Origin of the sequence: Nocardia sp. NPDC019395, assembly GCF_040632335.1 — a bacterium.
Taxonomy (GTDB): Bacteria; Actinomycetota; Actinomycetes; order Mycobacteriales; family Mycobacteriaceae; genus Nocardia.
The window spans coordinates 130461-155598 of the sequence record NZ_JBEYBT010000002.1 but is presented as its reverse complement, the minus strand read 5'-3'; the positions used below and the strand labels follow the sequence as shown (position 1 = coordinate 155598).

Below are 25138 nucleotides of genomic sequence, written 5' to 3'. Positions count from 1 at the left end.
GGGCGGGACCCGGTCAACTGCCTGGCGGCATGAATTATCGGGGGTCCGCCCTGCCCGGTTCCTGTAGTCGGTTCGCGCGGTCCAATTCAACGTCAGCACATGCGGTACTCGCCGTAAATGGCTACACTTGAGCAGTTCTGGTGCGGGGTGCCGCTAGCACCAATAATCCCTCCTCACGTCAAACGGCGGATGCTTCCAGCTGCAGCGGCAAAGCATGAATCAGTACGTCAAACGTCGGAGCTGCTTCCCAGCCCGGTCGTAGCGCCCCTACTCGCGACCAGCCCCATTTCCGATACCGCGAGTATGCGTGCTCGTTCGTCGGGTCTACCAGCAGCGTCGCTCGCCGCTCTCCCCGACCGCCCAGCAACTCGTCGTGCAGCGCCCGAGCATGCCCTCGGCCAGTATGCTCGCGCGCCACCATGATCTCCGACAGCGCAAATGTCCGCGCCCCGTCCTCCGTAGTGAACTCTGGCTCCTCTTCGTCGAGTCGCAGACCGTTCCACCATCGGGAATTTTCGTTGAGCGGCCAACCCCACGCCTGCCCGACTGCCTCACCATCGAAGTAGAGCACCACCAGATCGAATCCGGAACCGCTCGTGTACGCGTCGAATCGACGCATGGCCGCCTCCAGCGATTCGAACGGGTCTCCGCTAGCGATGGATTCCGCATAGGCCCGTGCATACACATCCTGAACGGTGTCGCGGATCTCGCGAGCATCCAAGTGGCCGAACCGGCGGAATTCAGACAACTAATGTCCCTTTCGTCGTGGTGAGAGCATCGAACCGCGCCCGGAACTCTTCGCTTTCGGGACCAGTGTCGGCGGCGAGCCGGACGGGCTTCAACACCTGCAGAGTGCGAGGCGATGCAACCGGCCCCTCCAGGGCATCCAGCACTGACCGCGCCGCGCAGATCGCAGCCGCCGCATCACCAGTGGATGCCAGGGCAACCGCGAACCAGGCGGCGGTGTGGGTGGCATTTCGGGCGCTTGCCGGTTCTGCTGCCACGACCTCGTACAGGGCCAACGCGCGCCTGTGATTTCCGGAGTCAGAGTATGCCCGTGCTTCATGGCCGCGTACTTCCGTGTGGGTGACAAACCGCAGCCAGGGCGCACATTGATCGGCGGGTTCGTACTCGGCTGCGGAGTCCATCTCACGCCAGGCTGTGGACATTGCGCGTGCAACACCGTGAGGGTCGCCGGCCACACCACATACGGCAGCCTCTCGCGCGGCGATCAGTGCGTGAATCCGCCCCGGAGGTCGCCGCCGCACGAGATAACCGGCGCGCCGGACGAGCATGCGAGCATATGAGGGAGAAGCAGCACCGGACCGGGCCAAGTGGATAGTTTGCAGTGCGGCATTCAGTGCCCCATGGACAGTCAGATCATCGTCATCTGCCGCGGACGCCAGCGACAGCGCATCGGCGTAACAACGACGTGCAAGGTCAGTCCGGTCTGCGTCATGCGCAAGCCAACCCGTTTTAACCGCCAGCTCCCCTACCGCCGACATCCACGCCCGACCAGTTTTCTCGTCGTAGGCTCCGCGGTGCAGTAGGCCTTGGGCCTGCGCCAACGCGTCGACGGCAGTCGGTAGAAGGTTGGCACCGCCGACCGCTTGGTCCATCCTCCCCAATTCGGCCGTAAATGCGTTAAGGCGGTCTACATCAGCCATACCGATGCGGGTCGGATTCCACTGCGGCAACGTCGCGACGGTGAGCGCGGCAGCCTTGCTGAATTCGCGGCGGTTCACGTCTGCTTCATCCTCTACGCCTCCAGACGGCGAGTGTCGCTGTGCTGCGCCCCGCGGGGCGGATACGGCGAGAGCGAATCGACGCATCTGCTCCGGGCTCAGCTTGGCGAGCCAACTATCAAGGTCGGCGGCACGTTGCCCGCGCACCGGCCGCGATTCGGTGGCACGTTCCCATTTTCGCACGGTCGCAACAGACCACCCGATCTGTTCGGCGAACTGCTCCTGCGTCATCCGCAACGCCGCGTCACGCAGTGCCCGCACCTCGACCCTTGTCCAAACCTCCACGATCACGCGAAACCCCCTGTCGCTGCAAACTTAGCGGAAGCGTAGCGGTTCTCTATGACTGCTGTCCCTGGGACCGCGAACACCGGTCGATGAGGCTTGATCCAGCCCCGGCGCCGGGTCGAACCACCCGGCCGGCCAGCACCTTACGAGGCCGCCGACCACGGAATTCCTCGGCGCCGGGTGTACGCCATGACACCCCACCCAGGAGGCACTGTGCGCGAACGACCACCTCTGCCTGAGCGATCGGCACGAAACCGGGCAATGGAATCGACCGTCCGGCTGTTGCGCGACCAATACTTCCTCGATACAGCAACGTTGGAACGAGTCGCGGCCGGTCTCCGCGCCAGTCGCGATGTCCCGGAACCCGCCACCGACGCCGATATCGCGCCATGAGCCAATCGATCGCGTTCGGGTGGATCAACCACGACATCAGCCGAGCACCCGAGACCGACCGCGACCGCGTACACCGCCTCGCCGACCGACTCGGCTACCACCTCGTATGGCCCGGCGAACACTCGGTGCTACGCGTGGCCGACCAGGCACGCAACGCCGGCGCCGACCTGGTGATCCTGCCCGCACCCGACCACCTCGGCCCGCACGAACTCGACGCCGTACTGGACATCTGCGACGTGGAAACCGTGCCACCGCGTCTCAACTTCCCACGCTGGACCTCCACACAAGACACACCATGAGCACCCTGGTAGTGCTCGGTTTCGCTATCGCGATCGGATTACCGCTGCTGGTGATCGCAGCGACAATCTGGTGGCCCTGATGTAGGCCACGGTGCGCGAAGATGTCGGTGCTCAACGCGCCTGTTTCAGCGTGGTCAAGCGCGGGCGGCACCGACAGGCCACACCACATCCACAGCCACCCCCTGCTCCCGCGCCAGCTTCACCACGCTGCCGGTGCCGCCGGATTCGCCACCCTCTCCATCCCATACCGCGATCAGTCGATCAGCCGCCCCGAGCAGCGCCTCGTTTGCAGCCTCATATGCCTCCCGCCCGGCCTCCTCGAAATCCATCACCCGAACTTCGGCCGCACGCGCCACCAGTTCGTCGAACACCGCTGCGTGATCAGGCTTCACCTTGGCTTCGCGGTAATTCCGCGAGGGCAGCACTATCTCCAGCCGACCACCGGCCTCAAGCACTGCTTGCGCGAACACCGAATCGGCTCCCCGGGCGATACAGCTCACGCCCACCAGATCGGGAACCTCGGCAAGGCGCCGAGCGATCTCTTCACGCACCAGCACCGTGGTTTCCTCGGTGATGTTCATGTGCCCGCTCACAGCGACCCGCATATTTCACTCCTGTGCGTTCACCAACGGCGGCATCCGGTCGCGCGCCTCAACGATCGCGACGTTGCCTTTCACCCGCTCGGTTCGTTCATAGAGCTTGCCGACCTTGATCCGAGCCCGATCCGACCGGGTCTGCTCAACGACGTCCAACGCATCATCGCCTACCCGGCAGGCGACCTCCACATCAATCTGTCCTCTGGTCACAGATTGGCTGGATCGACGTCATACCCCAGGACCCGTTCCGCGCTGTCGATGAGCTCCTTATAGGTCAGTACCTCAACGCGACTCATATGCGAATTGAAAGTCCTGAGTACCTCGCAGATGGTCTCCTCGGGAATCTCCGGGTGGATTGCCGGGTGACCGATCAATACCAGGGCGCTGGAGCGACGAACCTCAATACCCAACTCGCTTCGGATACGCAAGCGGTCTTCGTCGAGTCCAACCAGGTAGTTGATTGCCTGTGCGGCCGCGTCATGGACTGCGGCAGTCGGAACCCAGGCGCCGCGATGCCGTTTCACGATCGCATGAGCTCCCATTGCCTTCTTCAGTTCAACCACATGAAGGCTGCCGTCCGACCGAATCAGGGGAATGTCGATCTCGTCCCCAGGAACCAAACGACGCCGGACTTCGGCACCGAGAAAGTTCCCTCCGAAAATCCAAGGATGCGCCTGCAAAACACGCTGCAGGCCGTACTCTGTCGCGTTGACGTCTTCTATGACTCTGCGAATATCTCCTAGCGCCTCCGATTTTCGTTTCAGTTCAACAGCCTTTAGCAGGTGAATGCCCACGTCCTCATTCGCCAGCACAGTCATCGCTTCGGGAGACATTACGATTCGGCAGGCAGCCTCGACGGGATCTTCGATATCTATACGGTTGCGGAAGATACGCTCCAGCCAGAGGGCCGTTTCGGCGCGACCACGCACGATTCTATAGCGACCAGGACGATCGACGGGAGCCTCGACGAATTGACCGTCTTCGAGCGCTGAGACAAGGCCAGTTAAGAACTCTTCCGCTGTGCGGCTTTCACCGCTGGCCAGCAGGCGTTGCCCAGCATCTCGCACAGACTGAGCGACAACGTAGAAAATCGACGATACGAATTTGCGGTTCACTTCACTGCGAGCGCCGTCCTCGAGCAGTCGAAATCGCTCCTCGAACTCTGGCTTCAAAGCTCGCCCCATACAGTAGTCGAGACAATCCTGTAGAAGGTGGAGTGCCCGCCACTCGGACTCCTCGGAGGCTCTCAGCCGAGCCATCTCCAACCGGCGGACCAACTCTTTCCCACCCCGACGATGGCGCCCGTTTCCGCTGTGTATGTACTGTAGAGCTTCGCCGATGGCACTCGTAACCTCTGATGACTCGGCCTCGTGCTGGGCACGTTCCAGCGCCCGTTCGAGAACCCAATCCGCTCTACCCGTCATATCAGACAGTATCTATCGACGCACTGACAGCGATCTGTGCCCCTGATCATCGGCGGTGAGCTGGAACCGTCGGCCGAACCCGAAACCGGTTGAACATCTGCGGCGTCGGCTGCGCAACCGGCGACCACAATTCGGAGCTGCGGGGAGGATTCGTCAGCCACGCCGAAGATGTCGCCGCAGCACATACAGCCCTGTGACCCGCCCCCTCTGGTTCGGTCAGCGCAGCCTCGTAGGTTCTGGTCTGGTCTGTCAGAATCCTCTCATGACTGCGGCGCGCCCGGGACTCGTCATCTGGGATATCGACGGCACCCTGATCCCTGCCGACCTGAGATGGCTCCGAAGGGCTATCGCACGTACTTACGCTTTAGCGGAGCCCGATGTGGTTTTCCCAGCAGCACGAGTGCATGGGTTCACCGACGAGTCGATCGTGGTCGAAACAGCTGTTACGTCGGGTATCTCGCAAGACCTGGCGCAGGCCGGCGTCGCTCGCTTCCATAACGAACTGGCGAGGGTGATGTCCGAAGGCGAAGCAGAGATGGCGCGAGACCAACCAGCCTACGCTGGCGCGGCTGAGTCGATCGCCGAACTGGACAAACTTGGGTTCGTTCAAACCGTCTTGACCGGTAACTTGCGATCTGCAGCAGAAACCAAGCTGAGGGTAGCCGGCCTGGATTCGCTCCTGCGACTCGACCTCGGTGCTTACGGCTCGGACTCCCAGGACAGGCTGGAACTGCCTGCTGTTGTCGCCGACCGATATCTCAGCCAGTTCGGAAGCCCGCTTTCCATTTCGCAGACTGTGGTTGTAGGTGACGCTCCGAACGATATCTATTGTGCTCGGCATGCCGGCTTTCGGGTTATCGTCGTAACGCACCGGATGAAGCACAGCGAATTACTGGAACACTCTCCCGATGAGATCCTCGATGCCTTGGATCCGGACTCGGTTGTTTCCGCGGTGCAATCACTGACCGGTGCCGCTCATTGAATCTCGGTACTTCGGATCCGTTCCCGGAGTGCCCGGACAGGCTGCTCGTTGCGCCACGGTGTAGTTCTCTCGATTGCCCGACGTGCACGTTCGATACCACGTTGGTTGCCCATGGCAACGAGACTGCTGTGGGTTTCTCCGAGAATCCGACAGCCCTCTTCGAGTTCGCCGATCTGGTTGTATGCGCTCGCCAGGTCGACCTGTGCGGCAAGCCCCACATTCCGGTTCCCGTCTCCAGTTGTGCTCAGTGCCGCGTCGAGAGCAGCGATGGCTTTCCGGGGCTTGTTCAGGAAGAGCCAGCAAGTGCCTTCGTAGACAAGAAGCCGACTCGCATCCCAGTCACTGAAAAGCCCAGTACGGTCAACTTCATCAATGTCGTCAACTGCGCGCTGTGCGCGAGACAGAGCGTCCTGACACTCCCGATCGAGCTCGAGCACCGCGTATGCCTGGGCAAGCTCGGCGCCTATCCTTGCCCTGGCCGCAGGCGGCAAGCTATCCGCCATCGTCGCAGCGTCTCTGAGTATCCGCAGACCAATGATTACGTCGCCGTCCGAGCCGATCAGCGTTGCCGCATCCGACCGCAAGTTGCTTTCGAATATCCGAGCCACCCCTCCGATGACCGGATCACGCATGCTGTCTGCCAGCTTGCGAGCAAATGCGCAGTGCGAGAGCGCCATCGCACGATCGCCGACAGCACTCCATACTCGACTTGCGACAATGGAGGTCTCACCCAGCAGTGATCCGAGTCGTTCTTTCAGCCGGCTGTCGCTCGTACTCCGGAACAGGGCTGAAACAGTGTCCCGGTGTGCTTCGATGGGACCGAGGAGTGCACCCGGCGCCACGCTTTGGCGCTGACCAGCCAGCAGGCGGGTCACCTCGAAGAGACTCGTGATCGCATGTTCGGACATCCGCTGCGACCGAAGGTGTGCACCGATCTGTTCGCGATCCAATGGAATGTCGAAATCTATGGCCTCCGATAGCGCCCCTGGATGAGTGCATGGGCCGAAGACGCCGATGGGCACACACTCACTTCGTTTATCCGCGGAACCCGCTGTGTCTACTCGGCTAACGTCGCGACGGGCGGCTTTCCGCTCTTGCTTGATCCGGTCGTGTAGCGCCATGAGCTCACCATCAGCGTCGAGCCCTGCATCTATAGCCGCAACAAGATCTCGGGAAGGTAGATTCGCGTCCTCCCATTCGGTCATGGACACGTACTGACGCGTATACCCGATTCGCGTTGCGAGTTCGCGCTGACTCAACCCCGCCGCAAGTCGCCGACGTTTTATTTCGCGCGCAAGTTCATCGGCCACCTGGGCGCGCTGACGATTGTGGTCGGGCACCACAACCCGTTCGACCTTCCCCTCCTGCATGACTCGATTCTGGTGGAAAGTCCGCAACGGCAAGTCTCTTTCACCAGTTTTGCCACCTTTCTTGCCATGCGGTTCCACCGCTGTTCTTGGACTGACGGCCCACCGAATCGATCTCGAGGGGAACAGCAATGAGAACCACCGATGCCCGGGCAGTGACCGGATTTTCTCCGGATGAAGTGTCATCAGTTGCTGCGGCCTGCGGACCCGCCGAGGACAGCCAGTCCACGACACTCCAGAATCGCCAGACCAGCTGTCACAATCACCGCGTCCTTCTGGAACGGATAGTTGTAGGGCTCCGCGCGCTACACGAAACCGACCCACTAGATCCTTTCCAGACCGACCTTCCAATCCGCAACTGCGCGCAGCCTGAACAGGCGGCGCCATGAGCTACTCGATCGCGTTCGGCTGGATCGACTATGACATCAGCCGTGCACCCGAATGGGATCGCGCCCAGGTACACCGCCTCGCCCGCCACCTCGGATACCGTCTCGTGTGGCCGGACGAACGATCGGTACTCCGGGTGGCCGACCAGGCGCGCAACACCCGAGCCGACCTGGTGATCTTGCCCGCGCCCGACCACCTGAGCCCGCTCGAGCTCAACGCGGTCATGGACGTGGCCGATGTGGAGACCGTGGTACCGCGCCTCAGCTTCGCCCGCTGGGCATTCGCAGAGGTGAGTCCATGAGCGCCACGGTGGCGATCGGTTTCGCCATCGCGATGGGACTACCGCTGCTGGTGATCGCGGCATCGATCTGGTGGCCGTGATGATCGGAACGCCGAACCGCTTCGCGCATGTGCACAAATCGGCCGCGACCTATCTCGACGTCGCCGCCAACGACCACGGCGACGAGAAGGGACTACTCGTATACCGGGCGTTGCAACGCGTCGAATCGCCTGAACCGCACCTTGTCGAGATCGGCCCGGGCGGCGGCGCTGCTGTCGACTACCTCGCGACGCGCCGCCGAGGAGCCACGCCCTGTACGACTCACCCTGTTGGAGGCACCCGGCGTCTCCTCGGCCTCGCTCACGGATGCGATCGCACGGTTCAACGCGGTGGGGTCGTGCGTGCTGCTGCACGGATGGGCTCAGGACATCGGGCGACTGTTGCGCGAACCGGTCGACGTGATCAGCGCGTCCGCCCTGATGCACGAGGTCTACTCCTACGGTGGCGCCTACTCCGGACTGCACACCTTGATGCGGACACTGCCGACCGTGCTCCACCCCTACGGTTACTTCGTCTACCGCGACGTCTACGCCGTCGCCGCACCGAGCCTGCACGAGCGGGTCGTGCAGTCCTACAGCTCACAATCCTGGTTGCAGTTCTGGCGCATGTTCGTCCCGCACTATCTGCGTGAAGGAACCCATCCCTATCACCATCACGACGACGAGGTCGTTGCCCGCCAGAACTCGCGCATTGTGCCCGTAGCCGAACTGGATACCCGGGTGTGCGCGGTGATCGAAGCGCCGGTCGGGCTGTTCCGCGAGGTGCAACGGCACGACATCACCTGCCGCGACCATGTCTGGCGCACCGGGATCCTCGGGTTTCGGCCGCTCCTCGACGGACCACTCTCCGGAGACTGGATCGACTTCCGGACCGGCCATAAACGAGTGCACTACACCCTGACGGAATCGGATCGCATGCCGACAATGCACCGGGCGAACGTCCTCGCGGTGAGTGAACCGTTCGATCATCATCACGTGATCGACGGAGATATCTTCGACGCCGTCAGCGACGTCGCCCTGATGGCGTTCATGTCCGAGGCCGAACAGGGCGCCGACGACTGTGTCCGGACCTGGGATTCGTGGCTGACCCGGGAAGGCCGCGAGACCTACGCCTACCTCACCGTCGACGAGCTGCTTTCCGCGTTCGCGGTGCACTCGATCAACGCCCATACCGGCCGAGACCTGGTCCTGATGCCGGTCTCAGCCGATGATGTGTTCACCCGCGACCGGCGCTACTACAACCGCTTTCTCACCCACCGCCTATCGAACCCGCTCGTCGACGCGAAGCAGATGGTGCTGTTCCAGAACATCCCGCTGAGCGACACCGAAACCCTGCAACGCGCGCTCGGCACCCTGCAAACGATCTGCTCGAAACCGACACTTGCTCGACTACACACGGCAATTCACTGGAAAGGATGACCCCGCATGGACCTGATCGAGGTCGAACGCAAGCGCGAACTCTCCGACAGCGAAACCCTGCGCCGCCGCCTCGCCGAACTCGGCTATCGCGAAGTAAGCTCGCTGACCGAAGTCGACACCTACTACAGCCGCCCCCCCCGACGTCGACTACATGGAAACCGTCGAATGCCTGCGAGTACGGCAGCGTGGCGACTCGGCCGAGATCACCTACAAGCCACCATCCAGCACAGCAACCCATTCGGATCGTGGCGTCATCGCGAAGCAGGAGACCAACGTTCAGCTCGCCGGCACCGACCAAGCGGGCGCGGCGAACGCACTGCTCGCGGCGGTCGGAATGGTCGAACTTGTACGAGTCGAGAAGGCACGCACCACCTACCGCCATCCAGACCGTGACAGCACAGCCGTGAGCATTGACCTCGTCGCCGGTGTCGGCGCCTTCGTCGAAACGGAGATTCTCGATCCCGACAGCGACGGCGCAGCCGCACATCTCGAGGACATCGAACAGGCGATCGGCATTTCCGCTAACCCGATCGTGCGCCTCCCTTACCGGGACCTGGTTATGCGCGCACAAACAGCAGTATGACGGATGCGCAAGCGGCGATGGGCGGCAGCAAACCTCCACGGACCGATACGGAGTTCACCTCGGGCGGATACAACCCGGGAAGCGACGGCGAAAGTTACGGCACCTATTACAGCTGAGAAGGTCCTGCTCGCGTTGCTGGTGTGCGCCGCTGTTGCGCTGACCGCATGTTCAGAAGATGGAGGGGTTGCTTTGGAGGAAGACCAGGCACTTTCGGCCGAACTGGCCGAACTGCGTCAGAACGGCGGATCAGTCAGCCTGCATGAGCTGACCGGCGGCAACTGGGACTCGGTTTATGTGTCGCACCAGCCGGTCTCCCGCGACTACCTCGAGAGCGAAGTCGGGGGGAAGATCGACATGGACGAGACGTTCATGCAACGTGGGAACATCCTCGTCTTCCTGAAAGACGGTCAGATCTCGCGGGCAACCTACATCACCCCCCGACCTACTCCAGCCCGGTGAATACTCCAGCAGTGTCCGGCTCACCGCGGACGGCTACCCCGCACTGCTTCAGATGTCCGAATAGAAACCGCGAACACGAGCACCAGAAGAAATCCGGTGGCTCTTCGATGAATTGTCGAGAGGTATCCGAGCCCGGTCAAGCTCGGGCGGCACCTTCGGGCCAGACCACGTCCACAGCCACCCCACGCTCTCGCGCCAGCTTCACCACGCTCCCCGTACCTCCGGCCTCGCCGCCCTCCCCGTCCCATACCGCGACCAGCCGGTCAGCTGACCCGAGGAGCGCGTCGTTCGCTGCCTCGTAGGCATCCCGGCCGGCCTCCTCGAAGTCCATCACCCGAACCCCGGATGCACGCGCCACCAGCTCGTCGAACACTGGTGCGTGATCGGGCTTCACTTTGGCTTCACGGTAATTTCGGGAGGGCAACACCACCTCGAGCCAGCCACCGGCGTCGAGCACCGCTTGCGCGAACACCGAATCCGCGCCCCGGGCGATACAGCTCACTCCTACCAGATCCGGGACCTCGGCAAGGTACCGAGCGATCTCCTCACCCACCAGCACCGCGGTCTTCTCGGTGATGTTCATGTGCCCGGTCACGGCGACCCGCATCGCCACCTCCTATATATGGTGAGTAGCCGGCGCATCCGGTCGCGTTGTCCGGCGACCGCGACAGCTGCTACTTCGCCCTCCGCTGGTCGTGGAGCCGGCCGCCCTCGATCTGCAATTATTCTGACGGTGTCCGTCCACGTCCGCCTCCGGACCGGTTCCGCTACCGTCGAGGAGGTAGTCGACGCCGGGGAAGTCTGCGAGGCCGCACACCGCGACCGAGACGTCACCCTAGGTGTGGTCGGAGTATCGGTGACCGCGATCATCTGCGCCGCCGCATGGTTCGCCGCGCGAGCCCGACAGGGCGCTCGTAGGTCTCGGTCATCTACCGAGGGAATGTGAAGTAACCGCGGCCATCGAACCACGGCTTCGGACACAAGGAAGATCGGCAAGTTCCAGCCTCGATCAACTCAGCACGCAACTCGTCGGTGGCGTTTGGATGATGCACCACTTGTTCGCGCCGCAAAAAGTCCCTGGCCCCGAAGCGCTCCGCTTCCAATGCCGCAACACGTCGCAGGGCCTCCACCGGCACACTGGGATTGCAGAGAGCGGTCCGCTGGACCGAGCTATCCTCATCGAACACCAGGAGCGTTAATACGTCGGCTGGCGTGTTCGGATTGCTGGCTGTCCACAGACGAACTGGCCGAATAGAGTCCACAGCAAGTTCGCGGAGTCGTTCTGGGCTGGTGGCCGGATCCCAGGCCTCCAAGACGCGGCGATCTCCACGCATCCGCTCATCACGCGACCGCACCTTACGCACATACACCCAGAGATCATGCCAGCTCGGGTGGCAAGGCAGGCAACCATAGGCGCTGGTCGTTGCACATGTGAAACAGGCCCTAGCGGAAAGGTACCAGTTTCCTATCACTGCTGTACCTGGGACGGCCCGCCTCGGTCGATAAGGCTTGATTCGGCCCCGGCGCAGGGTCGAACCACCCGGTTGGACAGCACATTACGAGTCGCCGACCGCGTCACACTCCCCGGCGCCGGGTGCCTGCCATCGAACCCGATGAGGAGGAACCGTGCGCGAACGACCACCTTTGCCCAAGCGACCCGCACGAAACCAGGCAATCGAAGCGGCCATCCGGATGTGGGGCGATCAATACACCGTCGAGACAGCCGTGCTGGAACGAGTGGCGACAGCACTCCGGGCCACACTCGATATCCCGGAAACCGCGGCCGACGCCGATATCGCGCGATGAGCCACTCGATCGCGTTCGGCTGGATCAACTACGACATCAGCCGCACCCCAGAATCCGACCGCGACCGGATACGCCGCCTCGCCGACCAACTCGGCTACCAACTCGCTTGGCCCTGCGAACGATCGGTACTTCGGGTGGTCGACCAGATACGCAACGCTGAAGCCGACCTGCTGATCCTGCCTGCACCCGGCCACCTGAGCCCCCTCGAACTCGACGAGGTCCTGGACATCGCCGACGTCGAGACCGTACTACCCCGCCACACCTTCGCCCGCTGGACACCCCAGCAGATGACACCATGAGCGCACTGATAATCGCCGGTTTCGCGATCGCGATCGGACTGCCACTGCTGGTGATCGCGGCGACGATCTGGTGGCCCTGATCGTCGCGTCGTGAACGGGCCACCGGCAGCAGCACCCAGGTTGCCGGCACACCCCGCCGCCACGATGCTCCGCGACGACCCTGGGAACTCCGGAAAGCGGGATTTGGGTACGTACTATTCCGGCTTTCGAAGGAAACCCGGAACAAGGACCATTCCAGTCCTGGCTCGGACGCCGCAATGCGACAGTGCAGCACGCTGACGGCGGCAGCCCCTCACGCCGCGGGGTCGGTCGGCATCTTCGGCAGATGTCCACTCATAGGGTTACCTGAGCCCTGTTGTCTTCTACCCCCGCGGCTTCGAGTAGTTCCCGTCCATCACATCTCGTTGGATCGCCCGGTCCAAGCATCAGGTTCGTGCCCCGAATTCGGTGCGGATGCGGGAGATCAGTTCCGGGTAGCGTTGGCCGTAGGTTTCGGCGGCGAACCGGATGGCCTCGAACGCGGCCCTGGCCGGGTCTGGATGGTGGGCGAATTCGTAGGTGTAGAGGGCCTGCACCTGCGGTATGACCGAGGAGTTCCCGCCGAATCCGGGGATCACGGTCAGCGTGATGGTCGGATCGGTTTCCAGGCGGTGGTAAGCGAGCGAGCTGTTGGCAAGCGCGCGTGGGCGTTTCCGATCGTGGTCCAAGGCGTCGAGAGCTTCACGGAAATCGGGAACTTCTGCCAGCCCGGCCTGTTCGAAGGCCCAGCGTGTGCATCGACCGGCCAGTTCGCGTTGCCGTGGGGCGGGCAACGCAAGAATTTCGTCGACCAGGTCACGGTCGAGATCAGCGACGATAGACGCCGCGCTTCCCGGCCCGACGTCGACCGACGGGCGGCCGGTGGGCGGGCGGCCGCCCCAACGGTCACGTGCGGCATAGACGGCTTGGGCTTCGGGACTATCGCGAGCGACCTCGATATACCCACCGTCGGGTCCCGGAACCCAGACCCGGTCGTAGTCGATGACCGGCATCCGGCTGGTCTGGTTGTGCGCGGTGTCGTTGTCGACCAGGGTGGTCACCGTCCCGACCGCATCGGTGGAGGTGGTGACGGTCAGCAGGTAGGTTTCGGTGGGTTCGCCGACTTCCAGACCAGTGTGGGTATCGCGGCCGCGGGCGTGGACCCGGACCCGGTATCGGCCCGCCGATACCGGCGCGAATTCCGGGGGCATATCCCCGTCCAGCGTCATCACTCGTAGTTCGGCGGGAGATTCGATCACCGTCTCCTCCACCGCCTCCCAGCCGTCGAAGGTGCTGCTGCCTGCGGTGGTGTCGAGGGTGAGGGCGACCGGGCCGTAGGCGATGCCGGTGAGTACCGACACGCAGCCGGGACCGGTCCAGATCAGGCTTCCTTCCGCAGTGATATCTGTGGTGTCCGTATCAGCTGCGGCGAACAGGAACTGTTGATGATCGACCTGCACGATCCCGGTTTCGGTCATCGGTTTCACTCCTTAACTCTGCTCATCAGCCCTTGACGTAGAAGGAGTCACCGTCGTGGACTCGGTTCTTGGTATAGAACCAGGACAGGATCCCTCCTCCGCGCGAGTTCTGCTTGGCGGGCATCATGCACATGCTGATCCCTGCATTGTTGTAGGGCGCGACCGGATGCGGCCGCACGTCGACCCACAAAGGCATTCCCAGTTGACAAGTGCCCTGGTAGGTGCGGGCGGGCCCGTTCGCGCCGCCGCCCTGGTAGGTCGAGGCGAAGGGATACTCATCGCATTGCTGCCCGGCCGGGCGTGGGCCCGGGACCCGGTTGCAGGAGATGTTGCGGTTGTTCTGAGCGGTCGTCTGGTTGGTGGTGCGCTGCAACGGGGTCCCATTCGGTGCACCGGGCAGCCCGCTGGCCTGGGCGTAGGCGATGTGCCCGGCATGAGCGGGAACATTGCGGGTGCTCATGTCCAGGATCGGTTCAGCTCCCGGCACAACACATCCGGCCGAGTTCCGGAACCCCGGGAGCTGGTCGCACCGCACACTGGGTGCGGCCGCCGCGGCGGTGGTGAGCGGGGTAGCGACCGGATGGGTGAAGGTGAACTCGGCGAACCCGGTCGACTGTGACACCGCACCGACGCCTACCGGGGACGACAGGGTGTAGTCGCGCCGGTAGAGGGTTTCGGTCACGGGGCGCGGCGCCTCGCTGTTGCTGAAGTTGTGATTGCAGGAGCCGCTGCCGGTGCAGTACACCGACATGGCGTACTGGGCTTCGTTGCCGATGCCGGTGGTACCGGTGACGTGCAGGGCGGTGCGTGCTTTCCAGGTGGTGGAGTTCCAGGCGGTCTGGATCTGGTTTTCCTGGACGACCGCCACCGTGCCCAGGACAACCTCGGGCTGGCGGCGGTCGACGATGCCGATCTCCCCGTCGCGCCACATGCATTGATACGAGCGGTCACCGGCCCATTGCCGGCGTGGTAGCGAGTTGCAGTAGGGCTTGTCGAGCAAGCTGTTGGGCGCGGCGAATGGTGCGCGGCGCTGCGGCTGTTCCGGTCGGCACCATCCGTACTGCGGTTGCGAGGGATCGGCGTTCTCGGCGGGTGGCAGGTCTGCGCACGGTGGAAGCTCGTCGAACAGCTCGCCGGTTGCCGGTTGAGCGTTCTCCGTCGTGGGGGCGGCTCTCGGCTGGGGCGCGTTGGTGTAGCCGGGGCCGGTTACGGCTACGCGGTTGTCGTCGCCGCAGCCGGGGCAGTTGGTGTCATCGATGTAGTCTTCCTGCCAATCGATGTCCTGCTCTTGGACCGCGGTGGTGGGCCAGCCGATCGTGCCGAACTGGAAGTCCTGGTCGAACGCTTGTCCACGCTGGCGTTGATCGGAAATGGGGTAGCCGTAGGGGCCGGCCTCGAAGTTGGTCAATGCCCATTTCGTGAGGATTCCGCCCGAGACGGGGTGCGCTCCGTTGGCCGGTGTCCAGTAGATCGAGCCATGCTCGAAGGTATTGAAGCGGCCGACTCCGTCCGGAGCGAGTTTCTCATCGCTGGTCGGATACCCCAGATATCCGCCTTCCCAGCCGGTTTCTCCCCATTTGTCCCGGATCGCGCCGGCAACGAAGTATGCCTCGTTGAGCCTCCAGTAGATGGTGCCTCCGGTGAACAGCTGCCGCCGCCCGACACCATCAGGGTTCACGATTTCATCCGACGTCGGGTAACCCAGCACCCCGGATTCCCAGCCGTTGCGCTGCCAGGCTGCGAAGAAGTGGTTCACTACTGGGTGCGCGCCACCGCCGGCCGACCAGTAGATCGGCCCATTCTGAAATGTCGTGCGCTTCCCGGCCCCGTCGGGGTTGGTCAGCTCATCGCTGGTGGGCCACAGCAGGAAACTGTTCGGACCACCGAGCTCGTTGTATTTGTCGCGGATCGCGCCACACACCTGATACGGGGCCGGCCAATACACCTGGCACGCCGCGGCAGCCCGCGCGCCGGGCCGCTGCCGGGCCGCCAAGCCGGCCTCCATGGTCTCGGCCTTGTCGGCGTCGGCCTTGGTGAAACCCTCCGGCAGTTCTTCGCAGTCCGAACGCATCTGTCCGGGCACGATCGTGGGATTCGGATTCTGAGTCGGTGTCCACTGCCCCGGATCGACCTTGTCTCCGGAGCCGTCCGGCGCACACGAGTCAGGCGCCGGCACCGGTGTTGACGGTGGAGCCGTATCGGGCGCGGGCGTCGACGGTGACGCGGGTGGTGGCGTCGGCGAGGGCGCCTGCGGTGCGGGTGGGGGTGAAGTCGAGGGCGATGGTGGCGGGGTCTCCGGCGATTCCGGGGTGGGTGTCGGGGAGTCGCTCGGTTCACCCGTGCCCGGTTGCGCGGCAACGACACCGCCCCCAGTCACCACCAGCACCGCCGACACCACGATCGCGGCCACGCCCGCGCGAGCCCTCCTTCCACGCCATAACCGAGCGGTTGAATCGACCCACATGCGCCCTCCTCATCCCGGCAGCCGGTTCCTCACTACAGCCCCGCCAGTCACACCGGCTTCAGGACCGAACTCCCCACGCCCTACCCGGGCCACAGGACCCTAAACAGAACACGCACCGAATACTGTTGCTGAACAACAGCTTTAGATCCGTCTACCAGCAATTTCTATCTCGAAGGAGGACCCGATCGAACTATGTGCAGCGGATACCGTGCGAAGGCCCGCTGAGATCAAGGTGGCGCGGGTGAGCACACCATGGAGTTCGGAGCCGGCTTCCGGTGTTGCCGGTGGAACAGTACGTAGCCGGGCTGGCGCGCAAATGGATGGCTGCCGGGGCATTTACCGACGCCGCCCTGGTTCACGGTCATGCCGAGACCGCCGCCCGACGCACCTGCGCGCCGGGCGTTGAGGTCCGAGACAGCCGCTGCGCGCCGCAGTATGGCGGCGGTGTGCAGCGCCAACCGCCTCTTGAGCGTTTTTGGCGGAATTCGGCAACCAGCCATCGAGTGCGATCGTCGTAATCCAGCCGACGATTCGGAAAGGGTGCGGGGCGTACGATAGCGGCCGTAAATTTGGCTGTGGCTGATCTGTTGGCTCCGCTGACTGAATCGCGTCGGGCTCACTCGGTCGCGGTGGGGCGTCGGACGGAGTCCGTGGCGGAGCTACTGCCAGCCGACCTTTATGGGGATGCGGTTATGGCTGCCTACCTACATGACGTCGGCTACGGACATCCTGACGAGGTCGTCGCCCGCCAGAACTCGCGCATCATGCCCGTAGCCGAACTGGACACCCGGGTACCAGATCTCCCACTGCCCGCTCTTGTCACCGCCGGTGCGCAGGATCGCCGACCGCCACGGATCGAACGCGAACAGCACACGGATCATCGTCTGCCTCGGCCGTAACACCTTCGAGCCCTGTTCGGGTGCAACCGATTACAGGATGCGACAGGCCCACTCCTGGTAGTCGCCGACGGGAGCGGAGCGCGGCTCGAAGCCTGCTCTTTCGAAGAGCAACTCGCTCGGGCGGTTCTGTCGGTGAATTGACGCACTCGCTACGGCGACGCCGCGGCCGAGGGATACCGCGCGCTCAACGATGCGACGGCGCACTTCGCCGAGAGTCGTGTCGGCCACGTCGCCGCCCCGGCCGCGAACGGCATTGCTGACGCCGATTGCTGCGATATGGGCGACGAATAGTCCAGGTACAGAGCAGTCGAGCATCAGGTGCACAGCGGCAACGATCTCCGCACCGGGTACGTCGCGGCCGACGAGGAGCAAATTGCCGTCCTTCAAGCGCTTCGAGCATTCGCGGAAGTGGCTTTGGACCTCGTATTCCCATGGCTTCTCGTGTGGGAGCTTCCGACCCCCGGGGCTTCGAAGCAGTGGCGACGTGCACGAAAATGTCTGCAGCGGTATTGCATCCCGGCGTTTGTGATCTTTTCCCAGCGCAGTATCGGAGCCGTCACCCGGCCAACCTGTTATTCGCCGCGACCCACTTCTCCAGATCGGCGGCGCTCGGCCGGTCCTCCAACCTGCGGGCGTACGCATCAGCGACCTGCTCATCATCCGGGGCAGGAAAATCTATCTCGTCGACAGGAACATCGAGCGCCCAAGCGAGATACTCAGGAGACACCCTGCCTGCGTCGACGCGACGTTGCAGTGCATCGAGCACGGCGGAAGGAAAGACTCGAGCCGAAGAGCCCTGCTGTCGCATAGCGACCTTCTCCGTTCCTCCGGCTACCTCGGCGTGGGCACGGATCAGCTTCGGTGTCGTCTCCTTCATGGCAGCAGTGATACTCGGCGCCGGCGTGATGCGGAACCAGTCGAGACGAGTCTTCAGGGCGAGGGCCGAGACACCGGTTCGCCACAGAAATCCGGCCAATCGACGCTCATCCATCCCCTGCCAGTCTTCTCGTTCGACCAGGTCCCTCGGTAGGAGCAGTTCAGCCGCGAAACTGTTGGCGGGCGCCTCGTCTTGCTCAGCCGGTTCCGCGATTCCACTGTGGTGCCCGAGCGCGAGATGCGCCAGCTCGTGGGCCAGCGACCAGTTGCTCCGGAACCAACTCGGCGTGGTAGCAAGCAGTACAACCGCTCGAGAGCCGATACTGAGGGAGTAATCGGTGGTGAGTCCCGGAAGACGCACCACGTCGACGCCCAACCGCGCCTCGACAACCGCACCGAACGTTTGCACAAAATCATCGCCCAGCGCGCCACGCATTCGGGCCGGTTCACCCGGTAACGGTTCGCTTGCAGGAGGCCCCTCGGGAAAGGCCGCGTTGTAGACCTCGATTACCTTTGCGAGGATCGCGTCGTCGTAGGAGCGGCCCGGGTTGCTGGACACACGTCGTTCCGGATCCCAACTGTGCCGGGCAGCGATCTGGACTCGGCGCGGGTCCTCGTTTCCCGTAGCAAGCCAGTAGAGGTCAGCACCGAGTTCCTCCGCGATCCTGGCCAGCTCGGTCGAGGAAAACCCTCGCTGCCCGTTCAATGCACGAGACAATGCATCAGGCTTCATACCGGCCTGACCTGCAAGTTGTCGCTGACTCATTCCGGACGGCATCAGTGAACGAATGCGGTCCCCCACTGCTACAAGCGTCTCGTCCATACATCCATGCCACCTACGCGTTGGGATTTTCCCAACGTACGGCGTTGCGACGACCGCGTGAGCCCAAGGTCCCCGCAGGATCCACGGATACCGCAGCGCTTCCTAGGTTGACGCTGGACACCTGAACAGCGTTGATGCACTGGCTCTTTGAGATCACCGTCGACTTGTGAACAGTGGGAGGCGACTGAAGCCGATACGGTCGAGGACCATCTCGATCGCTCAGCTGATCGTTCCGGGGGGCGCTATCCCCTGTGCCGGTTGGCCGGTCACTTTCGCACGGTTTCGAAGTCACGGGCGTAATGCAGAATCGCCAGGTTGTTCGCTTCGGCAGTCGCCGCGATGGCCAGGTCCGCGACCCCCGGGCTGCGGCACCGACCGCGCTCGGTCGGGTGCCGTGGGTCTTCCTCGTTTCGAGGACCGTCTGGAGCCTTACGATGGCGGAATGTTCGCCGCCCTGCCCGCAACCGCCGCATGGACGCACCGTGGTACGCGGGCGGGGTTCGAGGTCACCTACTTCGAACCCATCGATCGCGGGCACCGGATCGAGGGGTGCACAACCGCCAGCGAGGACGGCCGCACCTGGTCCGTCGCCTACGACATCGCCGTGGATTCCGGCTGGCAGACCCGCACCGCTCGCGTGACCTGTCGTTCCACAACCGGCCGGCGCACCGTGTTGCTCGAGGCCGACGGCGCCGGACACTGGCTGGTGAACAACGAACCGGCACCCCACCTGGATGGCTGCCTCGACGTGGACCTGGAGTCCTCGGCGATGACCAACACCTTTCCCGTGCACCGCGCGGCGTTGCCGATCGGCGCACGGACGCCCGCCCCGGCGGCCTATGTGCGCGCCGGCGATCTCGCGGTCGAAAGGCTGGAGCAGGAGTATTCGCGCACATCCGACCGTGGACTGTTCCGGTGCTTCGACTACTCGGCGCCCGTCTTCGATTTCTCGTGCCGCCTTGTCTACGACGCGGCGGGCCTCGTCGTGGAGTATCCAGGGATCGCCGTGCGTGCGGTCTGACCCGTGTAGCTGTGCCGTCGCGGTCGGCTTCTCCCAGTACGCAGCCCGGATTCCATGTGCGCGATGACGTTGGTGCTCAACGACGACCGCGAGGCGCTCCTGACGGTGTGTATCGGGCGCTGCTGGAGGACCGCGGGTCGGTGGCCGGCCGCACGCCCGAATCGGCGGACCTTCGTTCACCGAACGGCTCGACGCCACCTACCCGGTCGAGGGCTGACCCCGCGGCCCCGTCCGATCAGCAGCCCTGTGGAGCCCGCCAGGCATCCTGCGCGTAGGTGGTCGAGCCGACCATGGCACCGATCACGCCGCCGATGATCCCGAACGGGATGGCCCCGACAAAGAAGACGGGCAGACCCGCGATCGCGCCGCTCCCGGTCCCGAGCAGGGCGCCCAGGCCGGTGCGGAGTTCGATGGTGTCGCCGGGCGCCATGCACGCGGCGATGGGCGCCGCCGCCCCGGACCCCGGAACATCGGGTGCTTGCGCCGGCGCGGGTGCCGAGGCGGGCTCGGCCGCCGCGACGCCCCCTGATCCGGCGATGAGCAGCCCGGCAATGACGCTGCCGAGCACGGTGCGGGTCGATGTAACTAACATATGCGCGCAGTTCCCTGATCAGTTGAAACAAGTGTGCGACCTGAGTAGTCAGATCTGCGACCATAATGTCGTATCGGCCGGTGTAATGCTCGCTTTCGTATCTCGGTCGGAGCGAGCCAGAGACCGTGCTCGCTGATGATCCGGCCTACCCCGCTGCCCATCCTGCGCAGGTAGACCCCGATTTCCGTCCTCCCTATCACGTCGGCTCGAAGAAGTTGCCGTCCGACTCTCGAACCGGCCGCCAGCACCGCGTGGGGCCGGGTCGAGTCTGTTCAGAATGCCCTTTCGACGATCCCCGAGCTCGCCGTCGGCGCGGGTCTGCTCACCCCGGACGAGATCGGCCGTATCCTCGCACCGGCTAGTCTGGTCCACCGCAAGAGCCGATCCGGTGAGACGAAAGGTCGCCTATGAGCCGAACCGTCCTCGTCACGGGCGCATCGCGGGGAATCGGGCGTGCTGTATGCCGAGCCTTCGCCGCCCGCGGAGACAACGTCGTGGTCCACTACGCGAACCGCAGAGATGACGCGGAGGCCACACTCGAGGCACTCGACGGCAGCGGCCACTTACTCGTGCACGGTTCGCTAACCGACCCCGAGACGGTACGAGACGTGGTCGACCGGGCCGCCGGACTCCACAACGGGCTCGACGTCGTGGTCAACAATGCGGCGGTGATGACACCGCATCCCCCGGCAACGGTGACCTACGCCGAATGGCAACGGGCCTGGACCGAGACCGTGAACGTCAACCTCGTCGCCGCGTCGAACGTCTGCTACTGCGCCGCCCAGGCGATGATGGCGGCAGGCCGGGGCGGGCATATCGTGAACATAGGTTCGCGAGGCGCTTTCCGCGGCGAACCGGACCACCCTGCCTATGGGGCCAGTAAAGCGGCCCTGCTGGCGATGAGTCAGTCCCTGGCCGTCGCGCTGGCACCCCATGGCATCGTGGTCGGGGCCGTAGCCCCCGGATTCGTGGAGACCGAACGGGTGGCGGAACGACTGCACGGTCCCGAAGGTGCCGGTATCCGCGCGCAGAGCCCGTTCGGAAGGGTCGCACAGCCGGAGGAAATCGCGTCCGCGGTGGTGTATCTGGCATCGCCCGAAGCCACCTGGGCCGCCGGAGCCATCCTCGATATGAACGGAGCATCCCATCTCCGGCTCTGAAGGCCGGCGGGTGCTCGCCAACACAATTGTCCCGCAGCGTGGTCGCTCGGGAGACTCAGCGATGCGGCCGTAGTGATACCTGATGGCCGGAGAAGGGGTCGGCGCAGGATCGAGGTCCCTGGCCGCGCACGTGGGAACCGCTTGCCTGCGCGGGTGGCGTAGCCGTCACCCCGCAGGCGCACGCTCGTATGTCGGTGCCCGTTGCTAACTTTCGTTCGAAACGCACCAACGAAGAGCGGGAACGGCATGACTGCGGCAACCACGACCTATCTCGAGCTGTCGGAAGAGGGAGGGTCGGCGCACAAATTCTACGAGGTCGTAGTGGACGACACCCGGGTCACCATCCGGTACGGACGCATCGGGGAGCAAGGCCAGAGCAAGGCCAGCTCTTTCGCCGACGTACAGAAAGCGCACGCGGCGGCGCAGAAGAAAATCAACGAGAAGAAGCGGAAAGGGTACGCACCGGCCGTACCGGGTGCACGGTCGGCCCGCCCGGTGGCGCGACGCGCCATAACCAGCCGCCGCTCCACCGCCCGTACCGCGCCCGTGCTGTGGAGCTTCGATTCCGGTGCCGCGGCATTCGGGATATTCGTCGACAGCGAACGCTGCTGGGTCGGCAACGAGAACGGGGATGTGTTCACGCTGACACCCGGCGGCGAAGTGGTCGGCCGATTCCGGTTGCCGGACTCCGTGAAATGCATAGTCGCCGACGACTTCTGGATCTATGCCGGCTGCGACGACGGTCGCGTCTACGACCTGTCGGGCAAGGTGCCCCGGGCGGCCTACGATATCGCCGCAAATGTCGACATCTACTGGCTCGATATCCACGACGGCATCCTCGGTGTCTCCGATGTGGAGGGCGGGCTGACCGTCATCGATCACGAGGAAGAGTCGCTGTGGAACCGCCGCAGCCACGGCGATTCCGGTTGGATGGTACGAATCGACGACGACGGCGTCTACCACGGCCACTCGGCCGGGGTCACGAAATACGACCTGGCCAGCGGTGACCACCGTTGGAACCGGGACACCGGCGGACAGGTGCTATTCGGCTGGCAGGAAGCCGAAGCCGTGTACGCGGGCACCGCGCGTAATCAGGTCAGGATGGTGGACAAAGCCGGCCGGTCGGACCGGTCGTTCCAATGTGATGCGGCGGTGTACTCGTGCGCGGCCTCCCCGGACGGGCGATACGTCTTCGCCGGTGACAACTTCTCGTCGGTCTACTGCTTCGATGCCGACGGGCGGCGCCTCTGGAAACTCGGCACCGGCTGCGGTTCGGCCTATTCGATGCAGTACCACGACGCCCGGCTGTACCTCGTCACCACCAGCGGCACCCTGGCCTGCCTCGATGTGAGCGAGACCGCCGTCCACGACGCCGAACAGGGCGTACTGCCACAGACCGTTTCCGTGAAGGCACCCCAGATGGCCGCGGTGGCACCCAGCAGCACCTTGGAGGTCGCCACCGACAGTTCCGGCGGAGTAGTCGTCGAATGCATCGACGTGGACGGACGGCTGCGCGTGCACGTCGTCTCTCCCGGATTTCAACGGGGATGGAACGTGCAGTTCCCCCGCGATATCCGGCAGGCCGGGACCCGCTATGTGGTGGACGGGGTAGCTGAATCCGCTCGCGGTGGGTTCTACCGGGTACGGGGCGATATCCGCCGATTGAGCTGATTCGAGTGAGGAGGCCATCCGGCTACGAGACTGGCTCGACCAACACGACACCGCGATCGGCCGAGCCACCCAGTCCGATCTCGACCGGTCCCCGGCTCGCTACCTCGGCCGTGGGCCTGTCCTCGCCGAACTCCGACCGGGACGCCTACAAGCGGCGCAATGTCATCGAACGCGCCTTCAACAAGGTCAAACATTGGCGCGCGGTCGCTACCCGCTACGACAAACTCGCCTGCTGCTACCGCGCCGGAGTGGTCATGGCGCTGATCGTCGAATGGCTCAGATCATTGGAGACAGAACCTAGGGTCGTGAGGGCACGCCCGGGAAGGACGGCTTGATGACGCGGCTTCCGAACTTCCACTGTCCGTCTACGCGAACGTACTCGTCCTCGTACGCGACGTGGGAGCGGATGTAGTCGCCATCCGTGGTCACTACTTCCACGACGCAGAAGACGCTCCCCGCCGCGCGGTCGTCCTCGATGTCGGTTATCAGGTGATTGAACATGACGTGGATGACGTGGCGGGCATGAGCGAAGAGTTCGTCGCGGAAGAATTCGCGGATTGTTTCGCGCCCTCGGAACAGGCCGAGGCCGGTCTCACGTTCATCGAGGACGCCGTCCTCGGCCCAGCAACCGGACGACTCGTCCAACTGGAAGCCGTCGAAGGCGATCGCGTAACGGGCGTTGAGATCGTGGATGGCGGCACGATCGGCGAGTTGGTTCATGGTCAACCTCATTTCGAGACGCGGCGTCCTGCGCCGGTGGTCATGGCTGGCTCGAAGGCTGGTCAAGTGGCTGCAGCTTTTGGGAGACATGCCCTAGTCGTAGCGTCGACGGTGCTCATGCGGCCTCGGCTTGAAGGGCGGGGCCGAGAAGGAGTCCGCCGTCGATGACGTACTCCGACCCCGTGATGAAAGACGCCTCCGAGGAGGTGAGGAACAGGAGAAGCCGGGTGACGTCGGTCGGCTCCCCGAGCCGGGGGATGGCGAACGGCGCGGGTGAGTAGAAGTCCGCGATTGCCGCGGTGGCGCCCGCTGCCGGTTCGTGGATGAAGGGGGTCGCTATTACGCCGGGGTGGATGGTGTTCACCCGGATGTTGTCGCGGCCGAGTTCGAGGGCTGCCGTTCGAGTGAGGCCCCGTACGGCCCACTTGCTGGCGACGTACGGCGCGTACTGAGCCGTGCCGCCCAGGCCCATGGTCGAGGCGATGTTGATGATGGTTCCCCCTGCCGCGCGGCGCAGAGCGGGGGCGGCGACCTTGATGCCGAGGAAAGTCCCGGTGAGGTTGACGTCGAGGATGCGCGACCACGTGGCGTGGTCGGTGTTTTCGATTGTCGCGGGCGGGTTTTGCACGCCCGCGTTGTTGACGAGCACGTTCAGGGCACCGAAGACGCTTTCGGCGGCTTGCACAGCGGCGGACCACGAGCTTTCGTCCCTGACGTCGAGGCGGGTGAAGCGAGCACGGGTTCCGAGTTCGTCGGCGAGGGCGGCGCCACGTTCGGCGTCGGTGCCTCCGATCACCACGTTCGCCCCCTCCGCGTGAAAGGCGCGCACATGGCTCGAGCCCTGGCCGCCGGTCCCACCGGTCACGAGCACGGTCTGGTTGTCGAAGCGGGGCATCAGGTGTTCCTTCGGTGCGGGGGTGGATGACCGGGATCACCAGTGATGAACGGCGGCCAGTGGTGAGTCGATCGACTCACCATCCTCCTGACACTAGGTCGGCGGCAGTGGTGAGTCAAGCCACTCACCTCGTATGCT

At 64.1% G+C, this 25138-nt stretch carries 26 protein-coding genes and 2 pseudogenes; 13 read left to right on the top strand and 15 right to left on the bottom strand.

What is annotated here, in order from left to right; translation table 11 throughout:
- Nucleotides 1-178: 178 nt before the first annotated feature.
- Both ABZ827_RS09400 and ABZ827_RS09395 read right to left on the bottom strand, forming a co-directional pair.
- A complete protein-coding gene (locus ABZ827_RS09400) occupies nt 179-748 on the bottom strand; it encodes a GNAT family N-acetyltransferase (protein ID WP_357235004.1) in 570 nt (189 codons plus the stop codon).
- A complete protein-coding gene (locus ABZ827_RS09395) occupies nt 741-2036 on the bottom strand; it encodes a helix-turn-helix domain-containing protein (RefSeq protein ID WP_357235001.1) in 1296 nt (431 codons plus the stop codon). Before ABZ827_RS09395 ends, ABZ827_RS09400 begins: the two co-directional genes overlap by 8 nt.
- Before the next feature lie 255 nt (nt 2037-2291).
- Here ABZ827_RS09395 and ABZ827_RS09390 point away from each other — a divergent pair, with 255 nt between their 5' ends.
- Both ABZ827_RS09390 and ABZ827_RS09385 read left to right on the top strand, forming a co-directional pair.
- Entirely contained in the window at nt 2292-2423 is a 132-nt protein-coding gene (locus ABZ827_RS09390; RefSeq protein WP_357234998.1) for a hypothetical protein, read from the top strand.
- A complete protein-coding gene (locus ABZ827_RS09385) occupies nt 2420-2722 on the top strand; it encodes a hypothetical protein (protein ID WP_357234996.1) in 303 nt (100 codons plus the stop codon). The genes ABZ827_RS09390 and ABZ827_RS09385 overlap by 4 nt, the downstream gene beginning before the upstream one ends.
- Nucleotides 2723-2856: 134 nt before the next feature.
- Here the strand turns inward: ABZ827_RS09385 and ABZ827_RS09380 are convergent, their stop codons facing one another.
- From ABZ827_RS09380 to ABZ827_RS09370, 3 genes are read right to left on the bottom strand one after another with little or no spacing between them, the layout of a single operon-like run.
- Nucleotides 2857-3303 (bottom strand): hypothetical protein, encoded by a 447-nt coding sequence (locus tag ABZ827_RS09380; RefSeq protein WP_357234993.1) that lies wholly within the window; start codon nt 3301-3303, stop codon nt 2857-2859.
- A gap of 27 nt (nt 3304-3330) precedes the next feature.
- Nucleotides 3331-3528 carry a hypothetical protein gene (locus ABZ827_RS09375; RefSeq protein WP_357234990.1) on the bottom strand — a complete coding sequence of 66 codons (198 nt, stop codon included), beginning with the start codon at nt 3526-3528 and terminating at the stop codon, nt 3331-3333.
- Nucleotides 3525-4490, bottom strand: a complete 966-nt coding sequence (locus tag ABZ827_RS09370; protein WP_357234988.1) for a Shedu anti-phage system protein SduA domain-containing protein — start codon at nt 4488-4490, stop codon at nt 3525-3527. The genes ABZ827_RS09375 and ABZ827_RS09370 overlap by 4 nt, the downstream gene beginning before the upstream one ends.
- 514 nt (nt 4491-5004) lie before the next feature.
- On the opposite strand from ABZ827_RS09370, the gene ABZ827_RS09365 reads away from it, so the two are divergent.
- Nucleotides 5005-5724, top strand: coding sequence for a haloacid dehalogenase-like hydrolase (locus tag ABZ827_RS09365; protein ID WP_357234985.1), 720 nt, complete (start codon nt 5005-5007; stop codon nt 5722-5724).
- On the opposite strand, the gene ABZ827_RS09360 is transcribed toward ABZ827_RS09365, so the two are convergent.
- The gene (locus tag ABZ827_RS09360) at nt 5718-7094 is read right to left on the bottom strand and encodes a helix-turn-helix transcriptional regulator (RefSeq protein WP_357234982.1); all 1377 of its coding nucleotides are present in this window, start codon (nt 7092-7094) and stop codon (nt 5718-5720) included. The two genes, ABZ827_RS09365 and ABZ827_RS09360, sit on opposite strands and share 7 nt — an antisense overlap.
- Nucleotides 7095-7476: 382 nt before the next feature.
- Here ABZ827_RS09360 and ABZ827_RS09355 point away from each other — a divergent pair, with 382 nt between their 5' ends.
- The 4 genes from ABZ827_RS09355 (at nt 7477) to ABZ827_RS09340 (ending at nt 10278) form a co-directional block, all read left to right on the top strand.
- The gene (locus tag ABZ827_RS09355; RefSeq protein WP_357234979.1) at nt 7477-7779 is read left to right on the top strand and encodes a hypothetical protein; all 303 of its coding nucleotides are present in this window, start codon (nt 7477-7479) and stop codon (nt 7777-7779) included.
- Between the two features lie 308 nt (nt 7780-8087).
- Nucleotides 8088-9236, top strand: coding sequence for a hypothetical protein (locus ABZ827_RS09350; RefSeq protein WP_357234977.1), 1149 nt, complete (start codon nt 8088-8090; stop codon nt 9234-9236).
- A 151-nt stretch (nt 9237-9387) separates the two neighbouring features.
- Nucleotides 9388-9819, top strand: coding sequence for a CYTH domain-containing protein (locus ABZ827_RS09345; protein ID WP_357234974.1), 432 nt, complete (start codon nt 9388-9390; stop codon nt 9817-9819).
- Between the two features lie 189 nt (nt 9820-10008).
- Nucleotides 10009-10278: a hypothetical protein gene (locus ABZ827_RS09340; protein WP_357234972.1), complete on the top strand. Its 270-nt coding sequence runs from the start codon at nt 10009-10011 to the stop codon at nt 10276-10278.
- Between the two features lie 136 nt (nt 10279-10414).
- Here ABZ827_RS09340 and ABZ827_RS09335 read toward each other — a convergent pair whose 3' ends face one another.
- On the bottom strand, nt 10415-10885 hold the full coding sequence (locus tag ABZ827_RS09335; RefSeq protein WP_357234969.1) for a hypothetical protein: 471 nt from the start codon (nt 10883-10885) through the stop codon (nt 10415-10417).
- Nucleotides 10886-11904: 1019 nt separating this feature from the next.
- On the opposite strand from ABZ827_RS09335, the gene ABZ827_RS09330 reads away from it, so the two are divergent.
- Both ABZ827_RS09330 and ABZ827_RS09325 read left to right on the top strand, forming a co-directional pair.
- Nucleotides 11905-12084 carry a hypothetical protein gene (locus tag ABZ827_RS09330; protein WP_357234967.1) on the top strand — a complete coding sequence of 60 codons (180 nt, stop codon included), beginning with the start codon at nt 11905-11907 and terminating at the stop codon, nt 12082-12084.
- Nucleotides 12081-12383 (top strand): hypothetical protein, encoded by a 303-nt coding sequence (locus ABZ827_RS09325; protein WP_357234964.1) that lies wholly within the window; start codon nt 12081-12083, stop codon nt 12381-12383. The genes ABZ827_RS09330 and ABZ827_RS09325 overlap by 4 nt, the downstream gene beginning before the upstream one ends.
- A 425-nt stretch (nt 12384-12808) precedes the next feature.
- Here ABZ827_RS09325 and ABZ827_RS09320 read toward each other — a convergent pair whose 3' ends face one another.
- The 5 genes and pseudogenes from ABZ827_RS09320 to ABZ827_RS09300 all read right to left on the bottom strand — a co-directional run bounded on the left by ABZ827_RS09320 (nt 12809) and on the right by ABZ827_RS09300 (nt 18941).
- Nucleotides 12809-13879: a hypothetical protein gene (locus ABZ827_RS09320; RefSeq protein WP_357234962.1), complete on the bottom strand. Its 1071-nt coding sequence runs from the start codon at nt 13877-13879 to the stop codon at nt 12809-12811.
- A 25-nt stretch (nt 13880-13904) separates the two neighbouring features.
- Nucleotides 13905-16055 (bottom strand): hypothetical protein, encoded by a 2151-nt coding sequence (locus ABZ827_RS09315; protein WP_357234959.1) that lies wholly within the window; start codon nt 16053-16055, stop codon nt 13905-13907.
- 992 nt (nt 16056-17047) lie between these two features.
- Nucleotides 17048-17248 (bottom strand): annotated as a pseudogene (locus ABZ827_RS09310) (hypothetical protein); the annotation flags it as partial.
- A gap of 24 nt (nt 17249-17272) precedes the next feature.
- A complete protein-coding gene (locus ABZ827_RS09305) occupies nt 17273-17629 on the bottom strand; it encodes a hypothetical protein (protein ID WP_357234957.1) in 357 nt (118 codons plus the stop codon).
- Between the two features lie 169 nt (nt 17630-17798).
- Nucleotides 17799-18941 (bottom strand): XRE family transcriptional regulator, encoded by a 1143-nt coding sequence (locus ABZ827_RS09300; protein ID WP_357234955.1) that lies wholly within the window; start codon nt 18939-18941, stop codon nt 17799-17801.
- Nucleotides 18942-19383: 442 nt separating this feature from the next.
- Between ABZ827_RS09300 and ABZ827_RS09295 the strand changes: the two genes are divergently transcribed.
- Entirely contained in the window at nt 19384-19962 is a 579-nt protein-coding gene (locus tag ABZ827_RS09295) for a putative glycolipid-binding domain-containing protein (protein ID WP_357234952.1), read from the top strand.
- A gap of 235 nt (nt 19963-20197) precedes the next feature.
- On the opposite strand, the gene ABZ827_RS09290 is transcribed toward ABZ827_RS09295, so the two are convergent.
- On the bottom strand, nt 20198-20554 hold the full coding sequence (locus ABZ827_RS09290; protein ID WP_357234950.1) for a hypothetical protein: 357 nt from the start codon (nt 20552-20554) through the stop codon (nt 20198-20200).
- Between the two features lie 407 nt (nt 20555-20961).
- Here ABZ827_RS09290 and ABZ827_RS09285 point away from each other — a divergent pair, with 407 nt between their 5' ends.
- From ABZ827_RS09285 to ABZ827_RS09275, 3 genes and pseudogenes are all read left to right on the top strand, one after another.
- Entirely contained in the window at nt 20962-21714 is a 753-nt protein-coding gene (locus tag ABZ827_RS09285; protein WP_357234948.1) for an SDR family oxidoreductase, read from the top strand.
- 246 nt (nt 21715-21960) lie between these two features.
- Nucleotides 21961-23385 carry a WGR domain-containing protein gene (locus tag ABZ827_RS09280; RefSeq protein ID WP_357234945.1) on the top strand — a complete coding sequence of 475 codons (1425 nt, stop codon included), beginning with the start codon at nt 21961-21963 and terminating at the stop codon, nt 23383-23385.
- 128 nt (nt 23386-23513) lie between these two features.
- A pseudogene (locus ABZ827_RS09275) lies at nt 23514-23720 on the top strand (transposase); the annotation flags it as partial.
- Here ABZ827_RS09275 and ABZ827_RS09270 read toward each other — a convergent pair.
- A complete protein-coding gene (locus tag ABZ827_RS09270; protein ID WP_357234942.1) occupies nt 23683-24105 on the bottom strand; it encodes a nuclear transport factor 2 family protein in 423 nt (140 codons plus the stop codon). The pseudogene ABZ827_RS09275 and the gene ABZ827_RS09270 overlap by 38 nt on opposite strands.
- 115 nt (nt 24106-24220) lie before the next feature.
- Entirely contained in the window at nt 24221-25000 is a 780-nt protein-coding gene (locus ABZ827_RS09265) for a glucose 1-dehydrogenase (protein ID WP_357234939.1), read from the bottom strand.
- Nucleotides 25001-25138: the final 138 nt, after the last annotated feature.

Coding starts and splice junctions, on each gene's coding strand:
- ABZ827_RS09270 (WP_357234942.1), bottom strand. CDS start 24,105: ATGAACCAACTCGCCGATCGTGCCGCCATCCACGATCTCAACGCCCGT.
- ABZ827_RS09345 (WP_357234974.1), top strand. CDS start 9,388: ATGGAAACCGTCGAATGCCTGCGAGTACGGCAGCGTGGCGACTCGGCC.
- ABZ827_RS09355 (WP_357234979.1), top strand. CDS start 7,477: ATGAGCTACTCGATCGCGTTCGGCTGGATCGACTATGACATCAGCCGT.
- ABZ827_RS09390 (WP_357234998.1), top strand. CDS start 2,292: ATGGAATCGACCGTCCGGCTGTTGCGCGACCAATACTTCCTCGATACA.
- ABZ827_RS09325 (WP_357234964.1), top strand. CDS start 12,081: ATGAGCCACTCGATCGCGTTCGGCTGGATCAACTACGACATCAGCCGC.
- ABZ827_RS09300 (WP_357234955.1), bottom strand. CDS start 18,941: ATGGACGAGACGCTTGTAGCAGTGGGGGACCGCATTCGTTCACTGATG.
- ABZ827_RS09290 (WP_357234950.1), bottom strand. CDS start 20,554: ATGTTAGTTACATCGACCCGCACCGTGCTCGGCAGCGTCATTGCCGGG.
- ABZ827_RS09280 (WP_357234945.1), top strand. CDS start 21,961: ATGACTGCGGCAACCACGACCTATCTCGAGCTGTCGGAAGAGGGAGGG.
- ABZ827_RS09365 (WP_357234985.1), top strand. CDS start 5,005: ATGACTGCGGCGCGCCCGGGACTCGTCATCTGGGATATCGACGGCACC.
- ABZ827_RS09360 (WP_357234982.1), bottom strand. CDS start 7,094: ATGCAGGAGGGGAAGGTCGAACGGGTTGTGGTGCCCGACCACAATCGT.
- ABZ827_RS09385 (WP_357234996.1), top strand. CDS start 2,420: ATGAGCCAATCGATCGCGTTCGGGTGGATCAACCACGACATCAGCCGA.
- ABZ827_RS09320 (WP_357234962.1), bottom strand. CDS start 13,879: ATGACCGAAACCGGGATCGTGCAGGTCGATCATCAACAGTTCCTGTTC.
- ABZ827_RS09295 (WP_357234952.1), top strand. CDS start 19,384: ATGTTCGCCGCCCTGCCCGCAACCGCCGCATGGACGCACCGTGGTACG.
- ABZ827_RS09380 (WP_357234993.1), bottom strand. CDS start 3,303: ATGAACATCACCGAGGAAACCACGGTGCTGGTGCGTGAAGAGATCGCT.
- ABZ827_RS09265 (WP_357234939.1), bottom strand. CDS start 25,000: ATGCCCCGCTTCGACAACCAGACCGTGCTCGTGACCGGTGGGACCGGC.
- ABZ827_RS09285 (WP_357234948.1), top strand. CDS start 20,962: ATGAGCCGAACCGTCCTCGTCACGGGCGCATCGCGGGGAATCGGGCGT.
- ABZ827_RS09335 (WP_357234969.1), bottom strand. CDS start 10,885: ATGCGGGTCGCCGTGACCGGGCACATGAACATCACCGAGAAGACCGCG.